Raw genomic sequence first — 26,840 nt, 5'->3', positions numbered from 1 at the left:
CGCTGCCGTGTCTTGGCAGCGCTCTGTTTTAATCGTTAATATAAAGTTTTCCTTTTGCCGTCTGTCTCGTTTCATTTCCGTAGTCATCTCTTACGATAACGTCAATTTTTGCTCCGCTTGCTTTGATAGAAGAGGTCGCCGTCCAGTAACTCTCATATCTTCCCGGAGAAATTTCTCTCAGCGGAAGCTCCGTTGCGTTTTGGCTCCCCGCCCGCGCGTTTGTCAGAGGCAGACGGATAACGAAGGTTGCGTCTAATTTCTTCCCGCTTGAAAAGGCGATTTTCACTGATTCTCCGGCTTTTAATTCTTTATCCGCTCCGGGAACCAGCCCCGAAATGACGGGAGCGTTGTAATTGACATCGATTACCGTCTTTTTCGTTGTTTTGTTACCCGCTTCGTCTGAGGCCGTAACCTTGATCTCATTGCTGCCGTTTTCCAGAAGGATTCTTGCTTGATAAGAGCCGTTATTCACTTCTGCTTTTTTGCCGTTCACCTTTACCTCTTTTAAATGGGCGTCATAAGCTTTTCCTTTTACGGTCACTGCTTCTTTATTTGTTTTATCTCCGTTTGCCGGACTGTCAATCGTCACATCCGGCTTATCCTGGTCCAATATGACCGTGACAGGGCGTGACTCATCTGTTGATCCCCTGTCTGTCACAGATGCCGCCGTCAGCCGATTGGCATCTTTACGGAGTGTGACATCCGCCTGGAAATTGCCGTCTGCACCGGCTTTCGTTTCAGCGGCGGTTTTACCGTTATTGGTAAGGCGGACAGCGGTTCCCGGAGAGGCCGTTCCTTTTACCGTGATTGTCTTCTTGTTTGTAAACGACCGGTCATCAGGTGACGTAATGTCAGGCACAATAGCTTCGTAGTTGACCAGAGCCCGGATCATAAAGTTTCCGTCTGATTTATCGGCTTTTGACCAGCTGCCGTCGAGATATTCCCAATTTCTGTTCGAATACGGACTGCCGTCATCAGATGACAGGGCCGGTGAATAAGGATTGGGTTTCGTCTGGCGGAACACTAGATAAAAATCCTTTCCGACTGCGATTCCTTTTGAGCTGAGATCCACTTTCGTCCATTCTCCGTTTCGAAGCGCTTCAGCTTGGAACGGGCCGGCAATTTTGCTGCCCGGGGCCCCGTCAGGTCCGGATGCATCGTAAACTTCCGCTTGAAATTCGGTGCCGCCCGGATCAGGCCAGTCCGCGCCCCAAAATTTAAAGAGGCCTCCTGTCAGCATACCGTGTTCTTTTCCGTCTTTAAGCGTCATCTTGACCGCGGATTTGCTGCCTGCCTTAAAATATGACAGCGCGGCTTCTTCGGTCCCGTTATCATAGGCAATTTCCCCTTCATAGCCGATATACGGCTTAAGCTTGGCGTTTTTTTCAGCATCTCCTTTGATATCAACAGAAAATTCACTGTTGTAAAAGCCTTTTGCGGCTGCTTTGATTGTATAGGAGCCCTCGTACGCCTGAAGCGAATATTCCCCTTTATCATTTGTCACCGCCGGCTCAATTGCGGCATCCTCTACAACATAAAGCACAGCCCCTTCCACCGGTTCGCCTGTTGACTGATTGGTGATGGTTCCTTTTAACGTACCGGACGGCATTTGCTCCAAGGTAAAGTCTGCCTGTGCGGTTTTGTCTGATTGAATGGAAACTTGTTTCACAGCTGGCTTAAATCCGTAAGCCTCAGCTTTCAGCGTGTAGTTTCCCGCTTTATGAGACAGGCTGTAGCTTCCGGTTGCAGGGTCGGAATACACGGATTTCCCCGTCTCGGCGACACTGATTTGCGCTCTGAGCGGCAGGAGATTGGTTTCACGTTTCACCGTTTTCTCGGGTGATTTCACCGCCGGTTTAGCCTCTTTCGGACTGACAGCTTTTTTCTTCAGATGACCGGGCGTTGTTTGTCTATTGGATTTCCTTTTTTCGGCTGCTTTGCCGAGAGAGCTGCTTGAAAGCCGGACATCATCGATATACCATCCGTCTTCATTGAGTACTTCGTCTGACTGCATATTAAACATAAGCTTTATGTTTTGGCCTTTATACGCAGATAAATCTGCTTCTTCATCGTTCCATCCGGCGGAGTCACCATTGTAAACAGCCGCCTGCTCCCAATTTGATTTTCCTTCCGGAAGAACGAACACATACCCGTAATCAAAGAATTCTTCGAGCTTGTGCCAGCTTTTAAATTGCAAAAACAACCTTCCTGAATCCGGAACCTGGATCGGAGGCATCACCAAATTCATATTGGCTGAATCGGCATAAGGTCCGGACAGGTTCGTCGCATATACTTTATCTCCGGAAAATGCAGCGCCTGGCCCTGAACTCGGGATTCCCCATTCCCATTGGTCATGTGTCCCGTAACTGAACCAGCCGGCCGGCTGTGATTCAAAATCCTCTTTGTACCCCGCCGTAATGCTTGGTTTTACGTCAGCCCGGTACGTATCAGATTCTGCGGAATGACCTCCGAAATCTTTTATTGTCCATTTATAACTTACCGTGCTGCCCGTTACGTGCGGAATGTCCGCCTGGTATGTTCCCTTTTTTTCATCACCGCTTTTTCGAACGGCGGCGATCGTTTTCCACTCTCCTTTATCAAACTGATAGGAAAGTAACACCTCCGTCACACTTACATCATCTTCCGCCGTAACCGTTAACGGGAGGTTTGCACCTTTGTAAGCTTCTGAGACGGGTTCATGATGCCAGCTGGGCGGATTGTGATCTTCACCCGCAGAGGATACCTTGCCTTCTATGCTTCCTATTCCATCTGTTACAGCAGAAACAGCGTCAAAAGCATTGACTAAGCCGTGGCCGTAACCGTTATTCGGTGATTCCGGAAAATCGGAGTCTGTCAGCTTTTCGGCGGTGCGCGTCAAAACGTCTTCCATTTCATCGACCGTAATAGAAGCGTTCGCCTGCCGTAGCAAAGCCGCCGTCGCTGCCACATGCGGTCCGGCCATTGAAGTTCCGTTCCAGCCGCCTTCATATGTTCCCCCAGGAATAGAGGAACGGATATTCACTCCCGGTGCCGAAATATCCGGTTTTGTTTCATGATACGGTGAGGGGCCTTGAAGTGAGAAATCAGCGAGTTTCTTTTGGCTGTCGGTCGCACCTGTCGCAAATGCTTCCGGATAATTGGCCGGATTTGCGATTGAACCGGGCCCCCCCGGTGTAAACAAGTCTACATTTCCCGCAGAGAATTCCGGAAAAATCCCTGCTGCTCTCCATGCATTCACCATATCGCGGTACCACTCATCGATTCCTGAGCCGCCTGCCCAGGAATTATTGACAACATCCGGCGCCATCTCGGGATGAGGAGTACCGTTTTTATCTTTTGGCGCAAGCACCCATTCACCGGCATCCAAAATGTCGGCATCGGTTCCTCCATCATCCGAAAATGCTTTTACTGCGATCCATTTCGCGCCAGGGGCCACACCGATTTGATTTGAGCCGTCAGGTTCTGAACCCGTCATGGTGCCTGTTACATGAGTGCCATGTTCAAGGTCATCGTAGGGCGCGTCTTTTTTAGCCACGGCATCATACCAGTTCATTTCATGGTTCGGCACTGCGGGGTTTTTAGGATCGTACCCCCGGTATTTTTCCTTAAGCGCCGGATGATCCCACTGAACCCCTGTATCAATGGAGGCGACAACCGTACCGGTGCCGTCGTACCCTGAGGCCCATGCCTTCGGCGCGTCAATTTGACTGATGTTCCATTCAATGCCTCCCTTTGCTTTGATCTCTTTTTGTTTTTTCTTCATTTGAAAAGGAGCTTTTGATTGAGTAAGCTGACGCTTTTCATTCGGAAGAACTTTTTCTACTTCAGGAAATGAGGCGGCTTTTTCCATTACCTCTTTCGAAGCAGTGACTGCCATTCCGTTGACAATATAATAGGAATGGATATGATCCGCCTTGCCTTTCTTTTTTTGTTTTTCCAAATATGTTTTCATATTTTGCTGCGCATCATGAGCCGCCACTTTTAAAGAAGAGATGACGGCTGACCGCTTTTGATATTCGGTTTTTGCCACGGAAAGCGATTGAGACTTGGCGTTTTTTTCTGCTTCTTTAACTGCTTTTTTCGTATTGGCTTTCTCTTTAAATTTGATGAGAAACGTGACTTTATCACTTTTTTCCAAACGCTTTTTGACTGAATCGGAAATCTTATGCTGAATGCTCTTAGAGGCAGAAAGATCTTTGGTGAAAGAAACCGCTCCCGGTGTGCTGTTCGCTCCGGCCGTACCCGGAAACAGCAGTGAACTGACGACAATCGCGCTTAAAACGGAGCCTGTCCATCTTTTTCTCGTTTTTTTCTTCAATCGTATCCCCCCTTATCTGGAAACGCAATATTAAATTGGTATCCCCCCTCATAATTGGAATCGTTTGTAATTTCGATGTTGTACGTTAAATGTAGACAATCTTCTATTCAGATATTGTCACATTCTGTCAGATGGTCACCCGAAATCAAAAAACAATCAAATCGTCGTAGGAATAAAGTTTCTTTTTCCGCTGTATGAATCATTGGGGATAGGAAGGAAGACTGGTCGTGAAAAAGAAAAAGGACAAAACCATGTGGTCTTGTCCTTTTTGCATTATCCGCGTTTGTTGCGGTTTCTTAAAAATGTAGGAATATCGAGGGCATCATCAGCCGGCTGTGACGTATGACGGTTCACCGTATTTTGATGCTGTGTTTCTTCTCGTTTCGGCTCACGTTTCGCAGCAGGCTGACTTTGAGACTTCAATCCTTGGTTCAAAGTCGGACGCTGCGGTTTTGAGTCATCTTTTTCCTGTTCGATAAAACCGGTCGCGATGACGGTGACGACGATTTCATCTTTCAGATTTTCATTGATAACTGAACCGAAAATCATATTTACATCAGGGTCAGACGCAGAAGCGACGATATCGGCTGCTTCCTGCACTTCGTAGAGGCTTAGGTTTGTACCTCCCGTAATGTTCATTAGAACACCTTGCGCGCCGTCGATTGCCGCTTCCAGTAACGGGCTGGAGATTGCCTTTTTGGCAGCTTCCGCAGCACGGCTTTCGCCTGTAGCAATCCCGATCCCCATCAATGCTGAACCTTTGTTGGACATGATGGTTTTGACATCGGCAAAATCCAGGTTGATTAAACCAGGTGTCGCGATAAGGTCAGAGATACCTTGCACCCCTTGGCGAAGCACATTATCAGCTTCACGGAATGCTTCAAGCATCGGTGTGTTTTTATCGACAATTTCCAGAATGCGGTCATTCGGGATAACGATCAGCGTGTCAACGGCTTCTTTCATTGCCGTGATACCGCCTGCAGCCTGCAGCTGGCGTTTTCGCCCTTCAAATGTAAACGGTCTTGTTACGACTCCGACAGTCAAAGCTCCTAAGTCCTTGGCGATTTGCGCAATAACCGGTGCGGCTCCCGTTCCGGTACCGCCTCCCATTCCGGCTGTAACGAACACCATGTCAGCGCCTTTTAACGCTTCTTCGATTTGTTCTTTACTTTCTTCAGCGGCTTTTTTGCCGACTTCCGGATTCGCTCCCGCTCCGAGACCGCGGGTCAGCTTTTCTCCGATCTGCATTTTCACTTCCGCTTTTGACAGGTTAAGAGCTTGGGCATCGGTATTTACCGCGATATACTCTACACCCTGTACTTCGTTTTCAATCATTCGGTTGACCGCGTTATTACCGCCGCCTCCTACTCCGATTACTTTAATTGATGCTAAGCCGTCTATGTTTGTTTCGAAATCCAACATGCTAAATCCTCCTAATCTGCCGAATGACTATCAATCTATTCCCAAAACATGCTTAATAGTTTTTTCATTTTGCTCGGTTTGTTGTGTTCGGCTTGTGTTTTTTGTTTTGCTTTTGGACGCTGCTGCGCCTCTGGCCGCTGATGATGTTCTTCTTCGTAAGAGACCGCGATTTCCTGCACGGCTTCTTCCGGCATATGAAAGCCTATTTTTCTCCCCTGAATTCTGGCATTTCGGCAGGCAAATTGTATCAGGCCGACACCCGTCATATACTGAGGGTCTCTTACACCGATATAATTCGGGCTTGCGACCCTTACATTGTGCCTCAGCACTTCCTGTGCCAATGAAAGCACTCCGGGCATTGCGGCCTGTCCGCCGGTCAGCACAAAGCCGCCGGGCAGATCTGTAATTCCCATATGCTCAATTTCGGTTGCGGCAATCTCCAGAATCTCTTCCACTCTTGCTTCAATAATATTCGCAATTTCCTGCTGTGTAAAAGATTGCTTTTGATTCGTTCCTATGACGGTGACTTCGAATACTTCATCTTCTGAAGCCTCATCGTAGAATGCATGTCCGAATTGTTTTTTTACTCTTTCAGCCTCTTCGGTGGAAGTGCGCAATCCGATCGATACATCTTTAGTGATGTTTTCGCCTCCGAGCGGAATGACGGCTGTCTCCTTCAGGTGCCCCTGTTCAAATACCGCCACCGTCGTCGAGCCGCCGCCGATATCAATCATGGCGACTCCGAGGTTTTTTTCGTCTTTTGACAAAGCCGCCGAACCGGCCGCAAGCGGCTGCAGGCAGATATCAGTAATTTCAACGCCCGCTCTCTCCACACAGCGAAGTAAATTATGTAAGATCGTTTTGGAGCCGGTAATCAGCGTGCCTTCTACTTCCAGGCGCACTCCGAGCATTTTTTTCGGATCGGTAATTTCATCTCTTCCGTCAACGATAAACTGTTTAGGAATGACGTCAACGATCAGCTGCTCATGCGGCACTGACACGACCTGTGCCGCTTCCATCACCCTGCGGACGTCTTCAACGTGAATTTCTTTGTTTTCACTGGAAACAGCGACAACGCCGTTCGTATCTTGAATATGAATATAATTTCCATTAACGCCGACAATGGCTTTTTTCAGCGGAAAACCTACCATTCTTTCAGCTTGGTCAAACGCTTTTCTTATAGAATGAACGGTTTCATCTATATCAACGATTGAGCCTTTTTTCAACCCTTCAGACGGTACATTTCCCACTCCGATAATGTTAAGGGAATCATCTGTCATTTCTCCGACGATCACTTTTGTATTGGACGTACCGATGTCAAGACTGACGTAAAGTTCATTGTTGTTCATTCTATGGCACCTCCTCACATTTCGATCAATTCTATTCTATTATTTGCGGAACAACAATACAATGAATGTGGCTTTACAAGTGTGTAACAAAAACAACAGCATCAACAAATTCTTATCTGATTTCTCACAATTTATGTTTAATGAAACTATTCGTTATATTCTATGTATATCCTCTTTTATATCGCTATTTTTTTATTTTTTTTAGAGACGGCCCACCTTACCGTAAAATTTCTTGTCACGGATCACACTGTGCAATTCAGATGCAAATATACCCGCTTTCCACTAGTCTACACTAAGATGAATCTTCAGAAAAGCTATAGATATTGCCAGAAACATCCAAAAAAAGAAGAAACAGGAGGAAAATTCCAAATGCAATGCTCACTGCAGAAAACACGCCCATTGCATTGAGAATTTTCCGCTTGTTCGGCAGCCATATCCCCGGCAGAAACAAACATAGTCATAATTATTCCGCTATCGGTTATATCGGCTGCCCCGCTGATTGCAATAGATTCTTTTGAATCACCTTGAAAATAGTTCTTTAGAACTATTCAGTTTCTTTTTTCTTGTCAGATTTACCTTTGTTAAATTCTTCAAAATACGTAGCGACTTCTAAGTGGATAATTCCCTTTTTCCCGCCGTCCAGCTGAGAAACGATAGAAGGATAGGTCTTCATCCGGCTGGCAAACGTTTTAATGGAAGCTGTAACTACATATCCGTCGTTCATATACAGCTTGATCCGGTCCTGATCCATTTTTACCGGAGTGTAGTAGATTTCAGAAATCGACTGTTTTAACGAACCGGAAAGCTTATCAAGCTGTTCCGCCATTTTGACCCGCTTTTTCGCGTTTGTCCAGTCAACTAAAATCGGGCCCGCGTCATCCGGCGTGACTTCGTTCGGCAGCACGGTCCCGTTCTCCAGCACTTCATAATACACATCGTTTCGCTGCAGATACGCGATGGTCTTATATTCTTCAATGTGAATTTTGACTTTGTTAGGAAATGCTTTTGAAAGGTCCGCCTTTTTCACCAGCTTGTTCTGCTCAATCATTTCTTCTGTTTTTTTCTTGTTCAGACTCCAGAACTCGGTTTGTCCGTTATGTATATCAGAAAGCTCGGTGATCTCTTTTTCAGATACGTTTTCGTTTCCGGAAACGGTGACAGAAGAGACTTTGCTGATCGGCATCTGCAAGTACACGATGATCAGCACCATCATAAAAAAGAGCACAATGAATGAAATCAGCCGGCGGTTTGCTTTTTGTTTCCGCTGCTCTTTGATTTTCGGAATCCGTTCTTCAATATTTACGATTTTTTCTCTTTCATGATTTGGGTTCACTGCCTGTCCACCTCACTAAGAATGAAACAGCTTGACATTCGTCTGATTGAAAAACAAACGGCATGCTGTGATGCCGTTTGACATTTGTTAAAAGTATATCACATGAGCTCATGTAAATCAGAGAACCTTTTAACGATTCCCGCCGATGATTTCAACTTCTGTATGCATTTCGACATCATACTGCTCACGGATTGTCTTTTTCACATATTCAATCAGATCGAGGACGTCCTTGGCAGTCGCTCCTCCGGCATTGACGATAAAATTCCCGTGCATTTCGGACACTTTCGCTCCGCCGATCTGATGTCCTTTTAATCCCGCTTTTTCAACGAGATTGCCGGCATGATTCGGCAGCGGATTTCTGAATATGCTTCCTGCGCAAGGGCTGGAGTACGGCTGAGTATTTTTTCTGTAATCTTTGTTTTGCTGCATCTGCGCCGTGATGGCTTCCCGTTCCTTTTGCTCAAGCTTAAGAACTGCCTCGAGACACACGCCGGGACGTTTTTTCTGCAGCACAGACGTTCTGTAGCTGAAATCCATCTCGTCGTTCGTCAGCCATTCGATTGTGCCGTCTTCAAATAAGATACGGGCTTTCACAAGAATCTCACTCATATCAGATCCGTGCGCCCCGGCATTCATATAGACGGCTCCGCCGATTGACCCGGGAATGCCTGCTGCAAATTCGAGACCGGACATTCCTTTTTTACTCATGGAAGTCGCAAGGCGGACGACTGAATAACCGCCTCCGACCGTCACCTGATCGCCGTCAATCTCCAAATGATCGAGACCCGCTCCCAGCTTGATGACAACTCCTCTTATGCCTTCATCAAGGACGAGCAGATTTGAACCCCGGCCGATAACCGTCCATGGCAGATCATATTTTTTCACAATATTCATAATATCTTTGACCGCTTCCACACGGTTTGGGATGATCAAAATATCCGCCGGTCCGCCGATTTTCATCGTTGTATGATTCGCGAGCGGTTCTTGTTCCAGCACTTTGCCGACTTCGCGGTCTCTTAATTCCTGAATTACGTTCTCCATCGTAAACCTCCGCATTCCATTTGCTCTATTTTTTAATGTCTTCCATGATACTGTACAGTCTGGCTGCCGCATCCGGAACACCGAGTGATTTTGTCCGCTCACTCATGTCTTTTAACGTTTCGTCATTCATTACGATTTTGTCCAGCGCAGCGATCAGTTTTTCTCCGCTGAGCTCGGTTTCCTTCAGTACGATCGCAGCGTCATGCTGGCTGAGCGCCTGTGCATTGACTTCCTGGTGATTGGCTGTCACATACGGACTCGGAATGAGCACACTCGGAATGCCGAGTGCGGTGATTTCCGCAATCGTTGTCGCTCCGGCTCTTGCCACAATGACATCAATTGACTGTAAGTACTCCGGCATTTGATGCAAAAACGGTTTTGTCACCATATTATCAGCGGCTTTTCCGCCTTTCAGCTCAGCCGTTACTTTCTCGTAATGCACTTCCCCGGTAATATAAAGAACTTGGTAAGGTCTCGTTTTCAACTCTTCCTGCATATCGATAACGGCACGGTTAATAGGAGCCGCACCTCTGCTTCCGCCGAAAATGAGCACCGTTTTTTGATTGTCTTTCAGCCCGAATTCAGTTAATGAGCGGCCTGTCTTAATTGAGACGACTTCAGAGGCTCTCGGGTTTCCCGTAAAAACAACTTTTTCAGCAGGAAAATGCGATTTTGCCTCTTCAAAGCAAATCGCCACCTTATTAACATATTTCGAGAGAAACTTATTTGTGATGCCGGGAAGGCTGTTTTGCTCATGAATGATCGTCGGAATCCCCATTTTTGCCGCCGCGTATACAACCGGTCCGCATACATAGCCGCCTGTACCGATAACAGCATCAGGTTTAAATTCTTTTAAATACGATTTGCTTTTCTTCACGCCTTTTAAGAAACGCATGACCGTTTTTACATTTTCAAAAGAAAGCTTTCGTTTGAAACCAGTAATTTCAATGGCGCGAAACGGAATATTTTCCCGTTCAACAATTTTTTTCTCAAGACCGTTCTCTGTTCCGATATACAAAAATTCCACATCCGGATGCCGGCGCTGAACTTCTTTAATAAAAGCAAGAGCCGGATAAATGTGTCCTCCGGTTCCGCCCCCGCTTACTGCAATACGCATTTGTATGTCCCCCTTAATCACACAGCGATAACCCTGTTTTTTAGGACAGGGTTATTGATGTTGTCTGTTTTTTTATAAATAACGAATAGATCATGAGTGATGAGGCAAGATACAGATCAATACCTCGAGTACCGGCTTACATTTAAAAGCACGCCTACCGCTGCGAGCATCAGCGTCAATGATGAGCCTCCGTAGCTTAAAAACGGCAGCGTGATTCCTGTTACAGGGATCAGCCCCGTCACAACGCCGATATTAATCATGACTTGAATAGCAATCATAGAAATAATACCGATGGCGACAAAACTGCCGTATAAATCCGGAGCGCCGAGCGCGATCCTGACGCCGCGCCATAATAAAATACTGAACAGCAGCAATATGAGCGAGCCTCCGATAAAGCCGAGTTCCTCAGATAAAATAGCAAAAATGAAATCGGTTTGCGGCTCCGGCAGGTAAAAAAACTTTTGCCGGCTTTGGCCGAGCCCCATCCCGAACAGGCCGCCCGGACCTACGGCATAGAGCGACTGAATGATCTGAAACCCGCTTCCAAGCGGATCCTCCCACGGGTTTAAGTAAGAGGTGATCCGTTTAATCCGATAAGGAGCGGACAGAACAAGCGCCGCAAATCCGCTTAAACCGATGAGTCCGAGAAACGCGAAATGAGCGATTCGCGCACCGGAAACAAAAATCATCACGATGCACGTGCCCACCATCACCGTCCCCGTTCCAAGGTCGGGCTGGCACATGATAATAATAAATGCAGAAAACACGATTCCGAGCGCGGGAACGAATCCGCGTCTGAATGACGTAATGTTCTTCTGTTTTTCAGAAAGAAATTTAGCCAGAAACGCAATCATCGCGAGTTTCATAAACTCCGAAGGCTGAATGCTGAACGCTCCCACTCCGATCCAGCTTCTTGAACCGTTCCGCACCATTCCGACTCCCGGAATCAGCACAAGCACTAGCAGAAAAAAACAAATGATCAGAAGCAGCTTCGACCATGTGCGCCATGTCCAATAATCCACATTCATAATGAAAAACATGGCAATGACGCCGATTCCCGCAAACAGCAGCTGCCGTTTCGCAAAGAAAAACGAGTCGTCAAATTTATAATCCGCCCAAACCGCACTTGCACTGTAAACCATAATTAATCCTATTGTTAAAAGCAATAACGTAATGATAACTAATAACAAATCAGGCGATGTTTTTTTAGTAGTCAAAGCAATCGACACCCCAAGCATAAGTCATTTAGGGCTGCCGGATAAACAGAGACAAGCCCTTACTTAAGCATATGCACGGCATCTATAAACATGTCACCGCGTTCTTCAAATGTTTTGAATTGATCCCAGCTTGCACACGCAGGTGACAAGAGGATGACGTCTCCTTCATTTGAGAGCGCAAACGCCGCAGATACTGCTTGTTCAACATTATCGACACGTTTGACATGTTGTATTCCCAGCTCATTGCCCAGTTTTTCTATCTTCGGCGCTGTCTGTCCGAACGTAAGAACTGCTTTGACATTGTCCATATACGGTTTCAGTTCGTCAAACCCGTTGCCGCGGTCAAGTCCGCCTGCAAGCAGAATAACCGGTGCTTTGAAAGCGGAGAGCGCTTTGCTTGTGGCTAAAATATTCGTCGCTTTGCTGTCATTATAAAATTTACGATTCTGAATCGCAGTCACATACTGCAGACGGTGTTTGACACCGGTAAAGCTTGTCAGCACCTTCTGAATCGCTTTATTAGACGCACCCGCCGTTTTTGCCGCGGCCACAGCGGCCAAAATATTTTCTAAATTGTGCGCGCCCGGCAGCACGATGTCATCAACAGGCAGAATCGCTTCATCGCCAAACATCAGCATTCCGTCTTTAATGAATGCGCCGCTTGACAGTTCCTGAGAAACTGAAAACGGAACAGTGCCGGCTTTTCCGCCTTTGGCAAGCCGCACGACTGTTTCATCGTTTTGGTTAACGATGGCCGTATCACTCTCAAGCTGATGCAGATACACCTTCTGCTTTGCTTTTTCGTAATTTTCACGGCTGTGGTGGTAATCCAAATGAGCGTCAAACACATTTAAAATCAGGCCGATTTCAGGTCTGAACGCATGGGTCCCCATAAGCTGGAACGAAGAAAGCTCCGTGACGATCCATTCATCGCCGTCAGCATGATAAGCCACTTCACTGGCGACAGTGCCGATATTTCCTGCGATCAGCGTTTTTATCGAGTCAGCTTTCAGCATTTCGTAGATCAGGGTCGTCGTTGTTGTTTTCCCGTTTGAACCTGTAATGCCGATGAATTTAGCATTGGTGATATAATACGCAAGCTCGATTTCCGTCCAGACCGGGATGCCTCTTCTTTGCGCTTCCTCCACCATGATATTTTCATACGGGATTCCGGGATTTTTGATCAGAATGGTAATGTCATGCTGATCAAAAAGTGATGTCGGATGCTCACCGCAGATGACCTCAATTCCTCTTTCTGAAAGCCTCTGGGCAGGTTCGTTTTCTTCAAAGGCTTTTTGATCATTCACGACGACGTTAATGCCTTTTTCATGAAGAATCGACGCAGCCGCATATCCGCTTTTCGCCAGTCCGAGGACCAGAAAGTTTTGTTTTTGCAAAAAAAGTTCGTTTTCCACTTATAACCACACCTCGATGTAAATTCCTAAAACGGCAAGCAGCAGTCCCGCAGTCCAGAATGTGACGACAACTCTCCATTCAGACCATCCGACCAATTCGTAATGGTGGTGAAGCGGACTCATTTTAAAGATTCGTTTTCCTGTCGTTTTAAAGCTGATAACTTGTAAGATAACAGATAATGTCTCAATAACAAATACTCCGCCGATAATGACGAGCAGAATTTCAAGCTTCGTCAAAATGGCAACGGTCACGATCGCTCCCCCGAGCGCAAGCGAACCGGTATCCCCCATAAACACTTTTGCGGGATGGGCGTTGAATACAAGAAAACCGAGAACGGCGCCGACAACGGCAACCGAGAAAATCGCAACATCATATTGTGACTGATTCCACGCAAGGATCGCGAAAGCGCCGAATGCGATAGCCGCGGTACCGGACAAGAGACCGTCCAGACCGTCTGTCAGGTTGACGGCATTTGAACCTCCGACAAGCATAAAGAGAACGAGGATAAAGTATCCCCAGCCGAGATCGATTGACAGATGTGTGCCCGGCACCCTGATGCCGGTTGAAAAATGGCAATAATGATATACTCCATAAAATACAATGGCGATAATGATCTGACCGATCAATTTCTGCTTCGATGTTAATCCGAGATTCCGTTTCATTACCACTTTAATATAATCATCCAGAAAGCCCAGCAGGCCGTACCCGATTGTGACAAACAGCAGAAGAAACATTTCCGCGCTCAGCTGCGAAAATTTCTGCGTCATCACAATTGCCGTAATGGCGATGGATACGATAATCATGACCCCGCCCATCGTCGGCGTCCCTGATTTTTTCATATGTGATTTCGGCCCCTCTTCCCTGATGCTCTGGCCGAATTTTAAGCGTCTTAAAAACGGGATAAGAATCGGAGATATCAGAACACTGATTAAAAATCCCATTATTATTGTAAATAAAATCACTTGCTCAAGCATTGCTCTTTTCTCCTCCCGTTTCGTTCAAACGACATACGTAGTTATCATATTCACATTTTTTCCCCGTAATTCTTTTCATTTCCCTCATTCTAACACTCTTTCCTGTTTTACTTTTTATTCAGCTCAACAATAGCTCTTCCCGCTACTTCGGCGTCATCAAAATCGAATGTTTCATTGCCGATCTGCTGATAAGTTTCATGCCCTTTTCCGGCAATCAGGACCACATCTCCCTTTTTCGCGTTTGCAATGGCAAAAAAGATGGCCTGCTCGCGGTTTGCGATACTGTGATAGTAGGTTCCTTCTACCCCTCTTTCCATATCTCTTAATATGGCCAGCGGGTCCTCGCTTCTCGGGTTATCTGAAGTAAAGATCGGTTCGTCGGCAATCCGCACCGCAATTTCCGCCATTTTCGGGCGTTTCGTTTTGTCCCGGTCACCGCCGCAGCCGACGACGACGAAAAGCTTGCCCTCTGTCATGTCTTTGCATGTATTCAGGACGTTTTCCAGACTGTCGGGCGTGTGCGCGTAATCGACGACGACAGGAAACGGCTGATTGTGGTTCACCAATTCAAACCGGCCTCTGACACCTTGCAGCTCTTCAAGAGCGCTTGTGATCGTATCAAACGGCAGACCCGCTGCGATCGCTGTCGCCGCTGCAGCCAGTACGTTATACACATTGAACCGGCCGACGAGCGAAACCGTAATCTGCTTTGTTCCTTTTGGCGTAACGAGTTCAAAGCTTGTGCCTTGCGCAGAGATCTCAATTTGTTTCGCCATGACATCGGCATCGTTTTCGATTCCGTATGTAAGGATATGCGCCGCCGTCACTCTTTCAAAGTAAGCACTGGCTTTGTCATCTGCGTTTAAGACGGCCCGCTTCGGCTTTTCATGGTTGAAGGAGCCGCCCAGCTGGGAAAACAGGAGGCTTTTAGCCTGTCTGTAGTCTTCCATCGTCTTGTGATAGTCTAAATGATCCTGCGTCAGGTTCGTGAACACGGCGATATCATAATCGCAGCCGTGTACCCTGCCGAGTGACAGAGCGTGAGAAGACACTTCCATAATAGCTGTCTCAACATGCTCATCATTCATTTTCTTGAACGTTTTTTGCAGTGTGACGCTTTCGGGCGTTGTATTTTTGACCGGGAATGTCTCATCGCCGATTTTAATGTACATCGTTCCGATTAAACCGGTCTGTCTGCCCGCTTTTTTGAAAATCTCGTCCACCATATGCGTCGTTGATGTTTTGCCGTTTGTGCCGGTGATGCCGATAAGCTGCAGCTGCTTTGTCGGCTGCCCGTAAAACGCGTCAGAAAGAACGCTGAGCGCCCGCTGTGACCGGCGGACGATAATGACAGGAACATCGACGTCAAGCTCTTTCTCGGCGACGATGGCCGCTGCGCCGTTTTCTGCGGCTTTTTGGGCGAAATCATGCCCGTCTACCGTATACCCCTTTATACACACAAAAAGACTCCCTTTTCTCACTTCCCTGGAGTCCATCTCGATTGAAGTTATGTCAGGGTCATGAAAGTCATTTTGAACAGGTTCGGTCATTAAATATGTAAGCAGCTTTGTAAGTTTCATTGTATCAAACCTCTCAGAAATTCTATTCATTCTTTTATCATGATAACCGTTTATAAAAGTCAGAATGGCTTTTAAACATACAGTTCATATTTTAGCGTAAATAAAAGGATACATCCAGTTAATCTTAAAAGTTATCTTCTTTTTTTCTCTTTATGATAGAGGCAGCCGAAAACAATCGGCTGCCTCAAAAAGACTCATTCTTCACTCAAGTAAACCCGGATCTTAGAGCCTTCTTTTACTTTCGTTCCGGCTGCAGGTGATTGTTTTACAATTTTGCTGCCTTTTCCTGAGGAGTCAATATTCAAATTGACAAGCAGCGACTCAAGATCAGAGACAGACATCCCTACAACATTCGGAACCTCTATTGTTTTTGTGTCGTTCCATTGATATTTTTTCTCGATTTGATTTTTTCGCGGTTTAATGCCGAGCTCCGGCAGACTGTCTCTCATTATATTTCCGACAATCGGCGCGGCGACGGTTCCCCCGAATTGAATTGTGCCTTTCGGATTATCAACCGCGACATATACGACAAGGCTGGGGTCATCAGCCGGCGCAAAGCCGATAAAGGAGACAATGTGGTTGTTTTCGAGATATTTGCCGTCTTTGACTTTTTGTGCCGTACCTGTTTTACCGCCGACGCGATATCCTTCCACAAAGGCATTCCGTCCCGTTCCCTGAGCGACGACGCTTTCTAAAGCGTATCTGATCTGCTTTGACGTTTCCTGGGAAATAACTTGCCTTTTCGCAATCGGTGATTGTTTCTTAACGGTTTTTTTCGTAACGGGATCAACCCACTCTTTGGCGATAAACGGCGTGTAAAGCGTTCCGCCGTTTATTGCTGCGGATACGGCTGCCACCTGCTGAATCGGCGTGACGGAAACCCCTTGTCCGAAAGCGGTTGTCGCCTGTTCGACCGGACCTACTCTGTCAAGCGGAAATAAGATTCCCGTTCCTTCCCCTTGCAGATCGATGCCTGTTTTCTTTCCAAAGCCGAAGTCCTTAATATATTGAAACAGCTTTTGTTTTCCGAGCCGCTCCCCAAGCTCTACAAACCCCGGGTTGCAGGAATTTTGGACGACTTCAAGATAAGACTGCGAACCATGGCCGCCCTTTTTCCAGCATCTGAGGCGGGCGCCGTCCACCTCGGCGAATCCTCTGTCATAAAAGTGGTCTCTTTGCAGGTTTACTTTTTGCTCCTGCAGCGCTGCCGCAAGCGTAATGATCTTAAAGGTCGAACCCGGTTCATACGTGCTCCACACCGGCAGATTCCGGTTGTAAACGGACGGATCCACTGATTGATAGTCGGCCGGATCAAAATCAGGACGGCTTGACATTCCGAGCACTTCCCCGTTTTTTGGATTCATCGCGACCGCAATCATTCCGTCCGGGTTGTATTTCGCCGCTGCATTGTCGAGCTCTCTTTCTATAATCGTCTGAACTTTGGCGTCAATCGTCAATTTCATATCAAGTCCGTCTTTCGGAGGGGTGTAATCATCTGCTTCATCCGGCATTTTCTTCCCCTTGGCATCTGTATAAAATTTCACAGATCCCTTTACACCTTTTAAGTCATCATCATAATAAGCCTCCAATCCGAGAAGGCCCTGATTATCAATACCGGCAAAACCGAGAACATGGGACAAAAAGCTTCCGTACGGGTAATGGCGGATGCTGTCTTCAGCCACATAAACACCTTTTAAGTTGAGCGCTTTGATTTCTTTCGCTTTTTTATTAGAAATTTTCCGGCCCTCAGGTGAGATTTTTTCTATAGAGGTTTTCTTTGTAATGTGTTTGTAGACCTTCTCTTCCGACATATTTAAAACTGACGCAAGGAGCTTGCCCGTTTTGATGGGATTTTGGATCTGGCGCGGTACGACAAAGACGGTCGGCGCGCTCTTATTAGTTGCCAGCTTCACGCCGTTCCGATCAAGGATCTCTCCCCGTTCAGGCTCAAACGGCAGATTCCGGCTCCAAGAATCCTTAGCCAGCGAAGTCAGCTTTTCTCCCATTACAAATTGGACATAGCCTAATCTGCTGTCAATGATCAAAAAAATGATCACGCCAAAAAGCAAAACCAGTAATAAACGTTTTCGAACCGTTACATTTGAAACGCGCAAGGGACCGTCCACTCCTTATTTAGGCTTGTTTCAATTTATGCCTCAGCTTGGACACATAGAACGGCGGAGCATAAAAAAGAAGCCCGCAGCAGCTGCGGGCTTCTCTGTTCCGTTAATCAGGATTTTTAAATTTCACCTTAATCACGGTATTTTCTTTCAGTTCTTTACCTTTTTTGACACTTTGGCTTGCAGCGTAACCTTCGCCGCTCACATCAATGTGAATGCCTGATACTTTGCTGAATTGAAGCACTTCACGTCTCGACCATCCGGACATATCCGGCATCGTCACCTTCCCGTCTGTTTTTAAGAAGATTTTCTGATTGGTGATCACATCTTCCCCGGCTTTCGGATACTGCTCTTTTACGGCAACATCGCTGCCGATGACAATCGGTGTGAGATGTTCATTTTTCGCTTCCTTCTCAGCATTTGTAACTGTCTTGTCTGTCAGGTCAGGCATTTTTTGGCTTTTCGTTTCCTCCTGACCGGCATCTGACTTTTCCGTCGGTTCGATGTTCAGGTAGTGCAGGCTGTTTTTCATCGTCGGGTTAAAAATTTCCGCGACAGGATCAGAACTGCTTTGACCCTCTTTTAATTGCGGCTGCTGAACGGCTACATAAATGACGAGCTTAGGATCATTTTTCGGCGCCATGCCCATGAATGAAAACACATAGTTGCTCGTTCCCGATAAATATCCGCCCGTTCCGGCGATTTGCGCGGTTCCCGTTTTCCCCGCGACATCAAAACCTTCAATTTTATAAGGTTTTCCCGTTCCGATGTCTGACGTCACGACTTCTCCGAGCAGGTTTCGGACTTGTTTGGCCGTATCGGCTGAGATCGGCGTGCCTACTTGTTCGGGCTTTGTCTGCTTGACGACTTTTTTCGTATCAGGGTCAACAATATGATCAATGACGTAAGGCTTCATCATTTTTCCGTTATTGGCAATCGCAGTGACCGCCTGAAGCTGCTGGATCGGCGTTATCGCCGATGCTTGGCCGTAAGCCGTAGACGCTTTATCAAAATCATATTTGAAGTTAATTTTGCTTGAAACTTCACCAGGCAGATCAATCCCTGTTTTTTGATAAAGTCCAAATTTGTGCAGATACTCATTAAACCGGTCAAATCCGAGTTTTTCGTTTGCCAGTTTGGCGAAGGCGACATTTGACGACCTCATGAGACCGTCATGAAAACTTGTCATGCCCCAGCCGGCACCGTTGTTCCAATCTTTAACATGTTTGCCGCCCACTTTATAGGTTCCTGATTTGTATTTCTCGTTTGCAGAAAACACATTTTCCTGCATCGCCGCGGCAAGGGTGAAAATCTTCATCGTCGAACCCGGTTCATACGCGTACGACACTAAGTCGTTATAATAATTGGTGACGTTTCTGATATTCGGGTCAAAACTCGGGCGCTGCCCCATCGCAAGCACTTTGCCTGTTTTCGGTTCTACGACAGCCGCCATGATTTTTTTCGGTTTATATTTTTCCGCCACTTTTGTCATGCTGTCTTCTAAAAAGGTTTGAATTTTCTGATCAATGGTTAAATATACATTGTCACCATTTTTAGGTGCGGTGATTTTTTCTTTGCTGTTCGGAAGTTTCCAGCCGGATTTATCACTTTCGTAAGTGACGGACCCGTCGCGTTCCGTCAGATAGTTGTTCAGTATTTTTTCAAGCCCTAAAGAGCCTTGGATCTGGTTTGTTTTTTCGTTCACATCGGCATAGCCGAGAACATTTGACAAAAATACGCCATTCGGATAATAGCGCTTCGTATCTCTTAAGAAAGAAATACCCGGAAGATTCATTTTTTCGATCTTTTGTTTTTTCGCATAAGAGATATCACGGCCGGCTGAACCGAATTCCACCTGCTTCGCGCCATCCCTGTTTAAGATGTCCAGAATCTCGCTTTTATCAAGATTAATAACACTCGCCAGCTTTTCCGCTGTTTTCTCTTTATCCTTGACATACTGAGGCTTCATCTTTTTATCAAGTATGGCAATGAGCTTATATGTCGCCGTGTCCTCAGCCAGCACTTTGCCGTTCCGGTCAAGAATGGAGCCGCGGCTCGCTTCTATCGTCCGCTTTTTTTCGTGCTGCTCGGTCGCTTTTGTTGCAAGTTCTACCCCGTTTGCTTTACCGGTTAATTGAATGTACGCCATTCTCCCGAGAATGACAAAGAAAAAGAGAGCGAAACAAATACTCAGTATCGCTGCTCCTCTGTTCATAAACTTATTTTTTTTAGGCATGGGTTATCATTCCTGTATGTTTTTCACTTTTTTATCTTTCAGATTCAAACCGTGCTTTTTGGCGATATCCATCAGGCGCTGAGGCTGGCTCAAGTCAGCCGCCGTTTTTTCGAGATCAGCGATCTGCTTATTCTTCTCAGATACTTTCTCTTCCAGTTTTTGCACCTCAATATTGGATTGGTATGCCGCATATGCCTTTGATACGATAAACATCGAAGTGGAGAGAACGGCAATGGCAAATAGGACGAGCAGCACCTTTTCCCCAAGTGTAATGGAAGCCCTCTTTTTGACAATCACCTTTTTTTCGGGGCTTATCACTGGCCGTTGTTGTTTTTCCTGCTGGTAAGCTAAGTTGCTCATAGGCTGATGACCTCCTTTAATCTTGTCATTTGCTGCCCGTTATTTTCGTTTTTCCGCAATGCGGAGCTTCGCTGAGCGGGCGCGGTTATTTTCTTCAAGCTCCTCTTTTGATGCCGTAATGGGTTTTCTCGTAATCAGTTTTAATTCCGGCTCAAATTCTTCCGGTATCACAGGAAGACCCGGAGGCAGTTCGGGAAGTGATGATTTTTCCTTGAATGTCGTCTTGCACATTCTGTCTTCCAGCGAGTGAAAAGTGATCACAGATACCCTTCCGCCCGGCTTCAGCACCTCTATCGCTTGCAAGAGGGCCTCTTCAAATACTTGAAGCTCGTCGTTTACGGCGATTCGAATAGCCTGGAATACGCGTTTGGCCGGATGGCCTCCGCTTCTTCTGGCCGGAGCCGGTATCGCGTCCTTTATTAGATCGACCAGTTGGCCGGTTGTTTGAATAGGCGATTTCTCTCTTGCCTCTTCAATTTTTCTGGCGATTTGCTTGCTGAATTTCTCTTCTCCGTATTTAAAGAAAATCCGCACAAGATCCTCATACCGCCATTCATTTACGACTTCTTTCGCCGTAAGGGCGGCCGACTGGTCCATCCTCATGTCCAGCGGTGCGTCATGATGATAGCTGAATCCCCGTTCCGGTGTATCAAGCTGCGGAGAGGATACTCCTAAATCAAATAAAATCCCGTCGACACTCGTAATGCCGTGTTCATGTAAACATTCTTTTAAATAACGAAAATTGCTTTTCACCAGAATGAGTTGTCCTTTGTATTCGGACAGTGTCTGCTTTGCGTTTTCAAGCGCTGTGTCATCTTGGTCAAAGGCGATCAGGCGTCCTTTTTCCGATAATTGCTGCAATAAATATGTACTGTGCCCGGCGCCCCCCAGGGTGCAGTCCACATAGGTTCCGTCCGGTTTGATATTTAAACCGTCGACGGTTTCACGAAGAAGTACTGTCTTATGCTGAAACATTTGTGTCGGTCCCACCTTTATCAGGAATGAATTGAATTGTCAGTTGTTGTTGTGATGCACGAAGATCCATTATATATCAAATCCAATCATGTTTTCAGCAATTTCAGCGAATGAATCTTCTTGCTCTTCTGTGTATTGTTCCCAGATTACCTTGCTCCACAATTCAATTCGATTGGAAACCCCGATGACAACACATTCTTTTTCCAGTTTTGCGTAATTCAGAAGAGATGACGCAATATTAACCCTTCCCTGCTTGTCCAGTTCGCATTCGGTCGCACCGGAAAAAAAGAAACGGGTAAACGCGCGGGCGTCTTTTTTGGTGAGCGGCAGAGCCTTCAGCTTTTCTTCAATCAGCTTCCATTCATTCATCGGATATCCGAAAAGACATTGGTCAAGCCCTCTGGTCAGCACAAATTGCTCACCGAGGCCTTCTCTGAATTTTGCGGGTACGATCATGCGGCCCTTTGCATCAATAGTATGCTGGTATTCACCCATAAACATGATAAGGACCCCCACTTTCTCCCCTAAACTCACCACTATCCGCCACTTCTCTCCACAACCTCATTTTACACTGTTTAAACATAAAAAAAAACCCTGAACTATTCAGGGTTCTTTAAAACTTTATTTCAAAGTTTGACAATCTGATGTTGGTTTTGAAAAGAAAATGGCAGATGTTTGAAGGTTGTGAAGAATTTTGGACCATAGCGGTTCAAATAATACATCACATTCCAGATCCGCTCTTGCGGTGCGCCGAGCGGTCTGATGCTGTTTTGGATTCTTTCGTAGTCTCGCAGCACAAAACCTTCTTTTTCTTCAATTCTTTTCGTTACCGTCCGTTCCAAAAACAAGAGCTGATCTTGAATGAAAGCGGCATTCTTCTGTAAGAGCGGCTCAAGACTTGAATCGACCTTAAGCGCTTCGTTCCTTACACTTTTATGGACAGCTTCAATCTGCGACTTCGCCTGCTCCATCACAGCAGAAAACTCTTCCGGAATCTGCTCTTCAAAATAAGTGTCTTTCAGGTGTCCGGTGCCGTGTTCAATCGCTTCCTGAAGCGGGATATTCCGTTCTGAAAGCTTCTTTTCAATATGGCGCTCAAGGATCGTAATGTTCAGTCTCGGCACTACCGGTGTCATGGCGAAGCCCATTAATGAGAAAGCCTGCTTCAGCTCGCCCCAATAATTGATTTCTCCCGGTCCTGCGATAAACGCAAGCGTCGGGATGAGAAACTCCTGCATAAGCGGCCTTGTCACAACGTTATTGCTGAAACATTCAGGTTTTTCTTCCATATGGGTATGAAGTTCGTCATTCGTCCACTTCAGGTCAAGCTCCTTAATGACAAAAACGCCATTTTCTTTTTCAATTAAGAAGCGCTCTCCCTCATGTTCGTAAAACAGGTTGGCTTGTTCTTTGTCTGATTCAATAATCGGGTGATAACCGGCTTCCCGCATAAGACGCTGCTGATCTGACACGGCTTTGGCAAGCTCATTATTGTGTTTTAAAATCTGCTGAAACATTCCCGTTTCCAGCTTTTTAATCCCGGGATCTCCCGAATTCATCAGAATAAGGCCTTCTTCTTGAAACAAGTCAGCGATCAACAGTTCAAAAAAGTCCGTGAACGTCTCTGATGAGCGTAAACATCGCATCACATTTTGAAGGAGTGCGTTTGTATGATCCGTTTCCTCAAACGCAGCGAACACTTCTTCAATCCACGCCGCACATTTTTCCTGATCAAGCGGGGTTTTAGCCGCCAATGTTTTTTTCCAGTAAGACTGCGGAAGTTTCTGTTTCACCGGCCCTTTTTTCTCTGTTGACGTGTGCACATAATTAATTTCTTCCAGATCGTGATCTTCACCCGCCACCCAGAAAATCGGAACGACAGGTATCTGTAACGCCTCTTCCTGCTGTCTGGCAAGTACGATAATGGAGATAATTTTATGTATGGTGTAAAGAGGCCCCGTTAAAAGACCGGCCTGCTGCCCGCCTACAACCGCTGTGCTTTTTGGATCTCTTAGTTTTTCGATGGAGGCCTGCATGGCTGCGGAGTGAAATTTTTCATGATAGGAGGATAGGTAATCCGCTAATTCCTCTCTGGCAAACGGCCGTGAAGACAGGTCACGGAGCCGCTCTTGCCATACATCCTCAGAATGAATATCATAATCAAAAAATGAAGACATGTTTTCTCCATCTATATAGTGCTGCACAAACGTATTTTGACTTTTGATGGAAAGTTCAGTTAGCTGCATCTGTCTGGAACTTCCTTTCTCCAATAAATAGTTAGGTTTCCGAAATGAGTATAGCATGTTACCGGAAAACCTCAAAAGACTTTGTTTCAGTTTCTTTCTAACGCTTTTATGCTGCGGTGTAAAAACGGGAGATGAACGGTTGGCAATCCGCGGTTTTCCGCTTCTTTTACAAGGTAGCCGATAATCGCATCCGCCTCTGTCCGTCTTCCTGCCATGATATCAACAAGCATGGAAGAATGATTTTTTTCCGTCAGGCCGCAAACTTCGCAAACCCTGTTCCACGCTTCCTCTTTATCGACAAGGCCAAGTATTGCCTCCGCTTCTTCAAACACGTTTCTCATATATTTTTTGTAAGCGGTATTTGTCAGCAGCTCTCCGTTTTGCACGCGCAGCAATGCAGTTAACGGGTTGATGCATACATTTATGATCAGTTTTCCCGTTAGAAGACGATACCAGTCGTTTTCATCATATACGGGAAAATCCCGGTGCATGCCGGAAAAGATGCTTTTGAGCGTTTCCGGACGGGACGCGCGGAATACACTCCATCTCACGGCTCCAGCTCCCGTATGTTCAACGGCATGATCCGATATTCTTTTCGCCCCGTGCTCAACCGTGCCGACATAAAGTGAATGATCCGTACGCCATTCCTTGATGTCGTTTATGTGTTCCATGCCGTTTTGCAAAAACAACACATTCGTCCCTTTTATTGTCTCAAGATCCGGCAAAACAACACTGAGCTGATGCTGTTTCACAGCTGCGATTAAGAGGTCGTATCCGAAAGTGATGCCTGTTTGCGCTCTGCATGACGCCGTAAATTCTTTTCCGTCTTTCACAAGCCATATACCGCACGTGTTAATCGCATCAGCCTGCTCCGTCCGCCGCGTTATGACCGTTACCTGATGGCGGGACGATAAGTAGCAAGCACATAAAAGGCCCACCGCTCCGCCGCCAATAATTCCGATTTTCACACTGTCACACCCTATATCTGCATTTTTCCATATTATCATAGCAGAAGCCGCTCCAAATTACTTCAATTTCGTTTTGAGCAATAAGACAGACAAACATATTATAGTTGGAATTTTCAATTAAAGCGTTTACAATAATGGTAGAACACAACAAAGGGGGAGTTTGTGTTGAAAATAGAGCGCCTGCTCATCAACTTTAAAACACTCGAAGAATTTAAAAGGTTTAAGGAATACGGGATGCAGGAGCTATCGATGCTTGAAGATCTTCAGGATAATATCATTGAAAATGACAGCACCTCGCCTTTTTACGGGATTTACTTCGGGGATAAACTAGTGGCGAGAATGAGTTTATATCAGGTAAACGGAAGTGCGAATCCGTATTTTGATCAGCGTCAGGACTTTTTGGAACTTTGGAAGCTTGAAGTTCTTCCGGGCTATCAAAACAACGGGTACGGCAAAGCGCTTGTTGATTTTGCCAAATCCTTCAGAATGCCGATCAGGACAAATTCACGCATGAAATCAGCAGAATTCTGGGATAAGATGAATTTTGAGCCCGTTAAATATGATATGGCGCGTGATAAAGGAGAAAATCCTTATATCTGGCATCCTGATATGGACGGTGAAATGACTTCCGGGGAAACAGCATAATAAAAAACCGGCCGGGACACTGCCCTCAGGCCGGTTGATTTTACAGGCCCTGCGCCGATTTTCTTTCGTCATCTTTCGAATTGACCATCCTTCTCGCCCTGTCCATGATGTCAATTAACGCTTTGTAATCTTCTTCTGTCATCTCCAGCTTGTTTCTCAAGCTTTCGTTTTCCTCACGCAGATCCTCGACTTCTTTTTGCAGCGCGGTCAGCTGCTCTGCGAGTTTTTCTTTTTCATGACGCACATCCGCTGCGGCTGGCGACTCTTTAAATTGCTGCAGAAACAAAATCACATCATCAATGGACAGCTCTTTTTCTCCTTCCGTCCTGCGGATCGGAGGCTGCTTGACGGTTCCCGGCAGATTGGCGGAATGCACTCCGATCTGCTTTCTTAATTCCTTCCGCTGTTTTTTCGCCAGTTCTATCCCTGACTGATATTGTTTCCTGACATAAGAATTCCATCTGAATCCGCAGGCGGCAGCCGTTCTCGTCAGCGCTCTGCCCACTTCTTCAAAAGCGGAAAGCTGGGTCCCGCCTTCCCGAATGTGCCTGAGCACGACTTCAGCCAGCAGCAAATCTTCATCTTGCGTCCACGCGTCTTGTCTCGTTATCGTCAATCGTATCTCCCTCCATATTTGCTCATTTACCTCATACATATGCCGCTGATAGATTAGATAGACTATTGGCGCTCACAATTTTTTCGCCGGAAGCAGGCCGGAGGGAGAAAAAAAGAAAAGCGCAGGAACCGAGATTCCCGCGCTTTTCTTCATACATTAATTGCTTTTTACATTTATGTCTTTGCCGTTGTATGATCCGCATGCTTTACATACACGGTGAGACAATTTCATCTCTCCGCATGACGGGCATTCTGTCATACCAGGTACATTTAGTTTGAAATGTGTACGGCGCAATCTTTTTTTCATTTTAGAAGTTCTTCTAAAAGGTACAGCCATTATTCCCACCTCCTTAAAGAGTTAAGATTCATCATCTTGTGTTAAGAGCTTTTTCAGATCCGCAAGTCTTGGGTCGATCTGATTTTTCTTGTCTTCCTCAGAAATCACTTGCCAATCCTTACCCACTTGGGGAGCGGCTCCTTTTTTTTGTTCAGTTTCACAAAAGATTTGCATAGGAATTTCTAAAAGAATCTCTTCTTTTACGATCGGAGTTAAGTCGACGGTATCGTCTTCAGCAATATGAACGTCCTCATCTTCTATATCATCCGTCTTATGAAATCTAAACAGTTCTTTTGTCGCGATTGTAAATGGATACGGCACATCAACTAAAGTTCTTGAGCACGGCAAAACCATTTCGCCTGAAATCGTAAAGTCAAACGAAACCTGCTTGGATTCAATCTCCGCGCGGCCCTTTACCCGGACGGGAGAAATGCGGCGGATGTCAGAATTCAATTTTGTCAGCTCATTCAACTCAACTGTTTCATCAAATTCAAAGCTCTTTTTCGCCATTTGATGAAGCTGATAAATCGTCCATTTCATTTGTATCACCTCAGGAAAGCAACAAACATGA

General features: G+C 46.1%; 21 protein-coding genes. 1 reads left to right on the top strand and 20 read right to left on the bottom strand.

Annotated features, from left to right (window positions below; translation table 11 throughout):
* Positions 1 to 28: 28 nt before the first annotated feature.
* The 17 genes from BAMF_RS42315 to BAMF_RS28555 form a co-directional block, all read right to left on the bottom strand.
* The gene (locus BAMF_RS42315) at positions 29 to 4,318 is read right to left on the bottom strand and encodes a S8 family peptidase (protein WP_013352178.1); all 4,290 of its coding nucleotides are present in this window, start codon (positions 4,316 to 4,318) and stop codon (positions 29 to 31) included.
* A gap of 273 nt (positions 4,319 to 4,591) precedes the next feature.
* Positions 4,592 to 5,740 carry a cell division protein FtsZ gene (gene ftsZ / locus BAMF_RS28630; RefSeq protein ID WP_013352177.1) on the bottom strand — a complete coding sequence of 383 codons (1,149 nt, stop codon included), beginning with the start codon at positions 5,738 to 5,740 and terminating at the stop codon, positions 4,592 to 4,594.
* Positions 5,741 to 5,775: 35 nt separating this feature from the next.
* On the bottom strand, positions 5,776 to 7,089 hold the full coding sequence (gene ftsA / locus BAMF_RS28625) for a cell division protein FtsA (protein WP_013352176.1): 1,314 nt from the start codon (positions 7,087 to 7,089) through the stop codon (positions 5,776 to 5,778).
* 544 nt (positions 7,090 to 7,633) lie between these two features.
* Positions 7,634 to 8,422 carry a cell division protein FtsQ/DivIB gene (locus BAMF_RS28620; protein ID WP_013352175.1) on the bottom strand — a complete coding sequence of 263 codons (789 nt, stop codon included), beginning with the start codon at positions 8,420 to 8,422 and terminating at the stop codon, positions 7,634 to 7,636.
* 129 nt (positions 8,423 to 8,551) lie between these two features.
* Positions 8,552 to 9,463, bottom strand: a complete 912-nt coding sequence (gene murB / locus BAMF_RS28615) for a UDP-N-acetylmuramate dehydrogenase (RefSeq protein WP_013352174.1) — start codon at positions 9,461 to 9,463, stop codon at positions 8,552 to 8,554.
* Positions 9,464 to 9,488: 25 nt separating this feature from the next.
* Positions 9,489 to 10,580, bottom strand: a complete 1,092-nt coding sequence (murG, locus tag BAMF_RS28610; RefSeq protein ID WP_013352173.1) for an undecaprenyldiphospho-muramoylpentapeptide beta-N-acetylglucosaminyltransferase — start codon at positions 10,578 to 10,580, stop codon at positions 9,489 to 9,491.
* 116 nt (positions 10,581 to 10,696) lie between these two features.
* Entirely contained in the window at positions 10,697 to 11,797 is a 1,101-nt protein-coding gene (gene spoVE, locus BAMF_RS28605) for a stage V sporulation protein E (RefSeq protein ID WP_013352172.1), read from the bottom strand.
* Between the two features lie 59 nt (positions 11,798 to 11,856).
* Entirely contained in the window at positions 11,857 to 13,212 is a 1,356-nt protein-coding gene (gene murD, locus BAMF_RS28600) for a UDP-N-acetylmuramoyl-L-alanine--D-glutamate ligase (RefSeq protein WP_013352171.1), read from the bottom strand.
* Positions 13,213 to 14,187: a phospho-N-acetylmuramoyl-pentapeptide-transferase gene (gene mraY / locus BAMF_RS28595; protein ID WP_013352170.1), complete on the bottom strand. Its 975-nt coding sequence runs from the start codon at positions 14,185 to 14,187 to the stop codon at positions 13,213 to 13,215. It lies immediately after the preceding gene.
* Positions 14,188 to 14,294: 107 nt separating this feature from the next.
* On the bottom strand, positions 14,295 to 15,767 hold the full coding sequence (locus BAMF_RS28590) for a UDP-N-acetylmuramoyl-L-alanyl-D-glutamate--2,6-diaminopimelate ligase (RefSeq protein WP_013352169.1): 1,473 nt from the start codon (positions 15,765 to 15,767) through the stop codon (positions 14,295 to 14,297).
* 194 nt (positions 15,768 to 15,961) lie between these two features.
* Positions 15,962 to 17,881, bottom strand: coding sequence for a stage V sporulation protein D (locus BAMF_RS28585; protein ID WP_013352168.1), 1,920 nt, complete (start codon positions 17,879 to 17,881; stop codon positions 15,962 to 15,964).
* Between the two features lie 112 nt (positions 17,882 to 17,993).
* Positions 17,994 to 20,123: a penicillin-binding protein 2B gene (gene pbpB, locus BAMF_RS28580; protein WP_013352167.1), complete on the bottom strand. Its 2,130-nt coding sequence runs from the start codon at positions 20,121 to 20,123 to the stop codon at positions 17,994 to 17,996.
* A 6-nt stretch (positions 20,124 to 20,129) separates the two neighbouring features.
* Complete coding sequence (gene ftsL, locus BAMF_RS28575) at positions 20,130 to 20,483, bottom strand: cell division protein FtsL (RefSeq protein ID WP_013352166.1); 354 nt, start codon at positions 20,481 to 20,483, stop codon at positions 20,130 to 20,132.
* Between the two features lie 39 nt (positions 20,484 to 20,522).
* On the bottom strand, positions 20,523 to 21,458 hold the full coding sequence (rsmH, locus tag BAMF_RS28570; protein WP_013352165.1) for a 16S rRNA (cytosine(1402)-N(4))-methyltransferase RsmH: 936 nt from the start codon (positions 21,456 to 21,458) through the stop codon (positions 20,523 to 20,525).
* Between the two features lie 69 nt (positions 21,459 to 21,527).
* Positions 21,528 to 21,959: a division/cell wall cluster transcriptional repressor MraZ gene (mraZ, locus tag BAMF_RS28565; protein WP_013352164.1), complete on the bottom strand. Its 432-nt coding sequence runs from the start codon at positions 21,957 to 21,959 to the stop codon at positions 21,528 to 21,530.
* Positions 21,960 to 22,084: 125 nt separating this feature from the next.
* On the bottom strand, positions 22,085 to 23,704 hold the full coding sequence (gene bshC, locus BAMF_RS28560) for a bacillithiol biosynthesis cysteine-adding enzyme BshC (protein WP_041481643.1): 1,620 nt from the start codon (positions 23,702 to 23,704) through the stop codon (positions 22,085 to 22,087).
* 86 nt (positions 23,705 to 23,790) lie between these two features.
* Positions 23,791 to 24,672: a 2-dehydropantoate 2-reductase gene (locus BAMF_RS28555; protein ID WP_041481642.1), complete on the bottom strand. Its 882-nt coding sequence runs from the start codon at positions 24,670 to 24,672 to the stop codon at positions 23,791 to 23,793.
* A 162-nt stretch (positions 24,673 to 24,834) separates the two neighbouring features.
* Here BAMF_RS28555 and BAMF_RS28550 point away from each other — a divergent pair, with 162 nt between their 5' ends.
* On the top strand, positions 24,835 to 25,317 hold the full coding sequence (locus BAMF_RS28550) for an N-acetyltransferase (RefSeq protein WP_013352161.1): 483 nt from the start codon (positions 24,835 to 24,837) through the stop codon (positions 25,315 to 25,317).
* 40 nt (positions 25,318 to 25,357) lie between these two features.
* Here BAMF_RS28550 and gerR read toward each other — a convergent pair whose 3' ends face one another.
* From gerR to BAMF_RS28540, 3 genes are all read right to left on the bottom strand, one after another.
* The gene (gene gerR / locus BAMF_RS28545; RefSeq protein WP_013352160.1) at positions 25,358 to 25,933 is read right to left on the bottom strand and encodes a sporulation-specific transcriptional regulator GerR; all 576 of its coding nucleotides are present in this window, start codon (positions 25,931 to 25,933) and stop codon (positions 25,358 to 25,360) included.
* A 156-nt stretch (positions 25,934 to 26,089) separates the two neighbouring features.
* On the bottom strand, positions 26,090 to 26,269 hold the full coding sequence (rpmF, locus tag BAMF_RS40730; RefSeq protein ID WP_003154457.1) for a 50S ribosomal protein L32: 180 nt from the start codon (positions 26,267 to 26,269) through the stop codon (positions 26,090 to 26,092).
* Between the two features lie 21 nt (positions 26,270 to 26,290).
* Positions 26,291 to 26,809 (bottom strand): YceD family protein, encoded by a 519-nt coding sequence (locus BAMF_RS28540; protein WP_013352159.1) that lies wholly within the window; start codon positions 26,807 to 26,809, stop codon positions 26,291 to 26,293.
* Positions 26,810 to 26,840: the final 31 nt, after the last annotated feature.

Origin of the sequence: Bacillus amyloliquefaciens DSM 7 = ATCC 23350 (assembly GCF_000196735.1) — a bacterium.
GTDB classification, from domain to species: Bacteria; Bacillota; Bacilli; order Bacillales; family Bacillaceae; genus Bacillus; species Bacillus amyloliquefaciens.
The sequence above is the reverse complement of the archived record's forward strand: the minus strand, read 5'-3'. Positions and strand labels throughout refer to the sequence as shown.

Bases quoted from the DNA above. Each gene is read 5' to 3' on its own strand.
- mraY (WP_013352170.1), bottom strand. From the start codon at position 14,187: ATGCTTGAGCAAGTGATTTTATTTACAATAATAATGGGATTTTTAATC.
- ftsL (WP_013352166.1), bottom strand. From the start codon at position 20,483: ATGAGCAACTTAGCTTACCAGCAGGAAAAACAACAACGGCCAGTGATA.
- pbpB (WP_013352167.1), bottom strand. From the start codon at position 20,123: ATGCCTAAAAAAAATAAGTTTATGAACAGAGGAGCAGCGATACTGAGT.
- ftsA (WP_013352176.1), bottom strand. From the start codon at position 7,089: ATGAACAACAATGAACTTTACGTCAGTCTTGACATCGGTACGTCCAAT.
- bshC (WP_041481643.1), bottom strand. From the start codon at position 23,704: ATGCAGCTAACTGAACTTTCCATCAAAAGTCAAAATACGTTTGTGCAG.
- BAMF_RS28590 (WP_013352169.1), bottom strand. From the start codon at position 15,767: ATGAAACTTACAAAGCTGCTTACATATTTAATGACCGAACCTGTTCAA.
- mraZ (WP_013352164.1), bottom strand. From the start codon at position 21,959: ATGTTTATGGGTGAATACCAGCATACTATTGATGCAAAGGGCCGCATG.
- murB (WP_013352174.1), bottom strand. From the start codon at position 9,463: ATGGAGAACGTAATTCAGGAATTAAGAGACCGCGAAGTCGGCAAAGTG.
- murG (WP_013352173.1), bottom strand. From the start codon at position 10,580: ATGCGTATTGCAGTAAGCGGGGGCGGAACCGGAGGACACATTTATCCG.
- rsmH (WP_013352165.1), bottom strand. From the start codon at position 21,458: ATGTTTCAGCATAAGACAGTACTTCTTCGTGAAACCGTCGACGGTTTA.
- BAMF_RS28540 (WP_013352159.1), bottom strand. From the start codon at position 26,809: ATGAAATGGACGATTTATCAGCTTCATCAAATGGCGAAAAAGAGCTTT.
- ftsZ (WP_013352177.1), bottom strand. From the start codon at position 5,740: ATGTTGGATTTCGAAACAAACATAGACGGCTTAGCATCAATTAAAGTA.
- rpmF (WP_003154457.1), bottom strand. From the start codon at position 26,269: ATGGCTGTACCTTTTAGAAGAACTTCTAAAATGAAAAAAAGATTGCGC.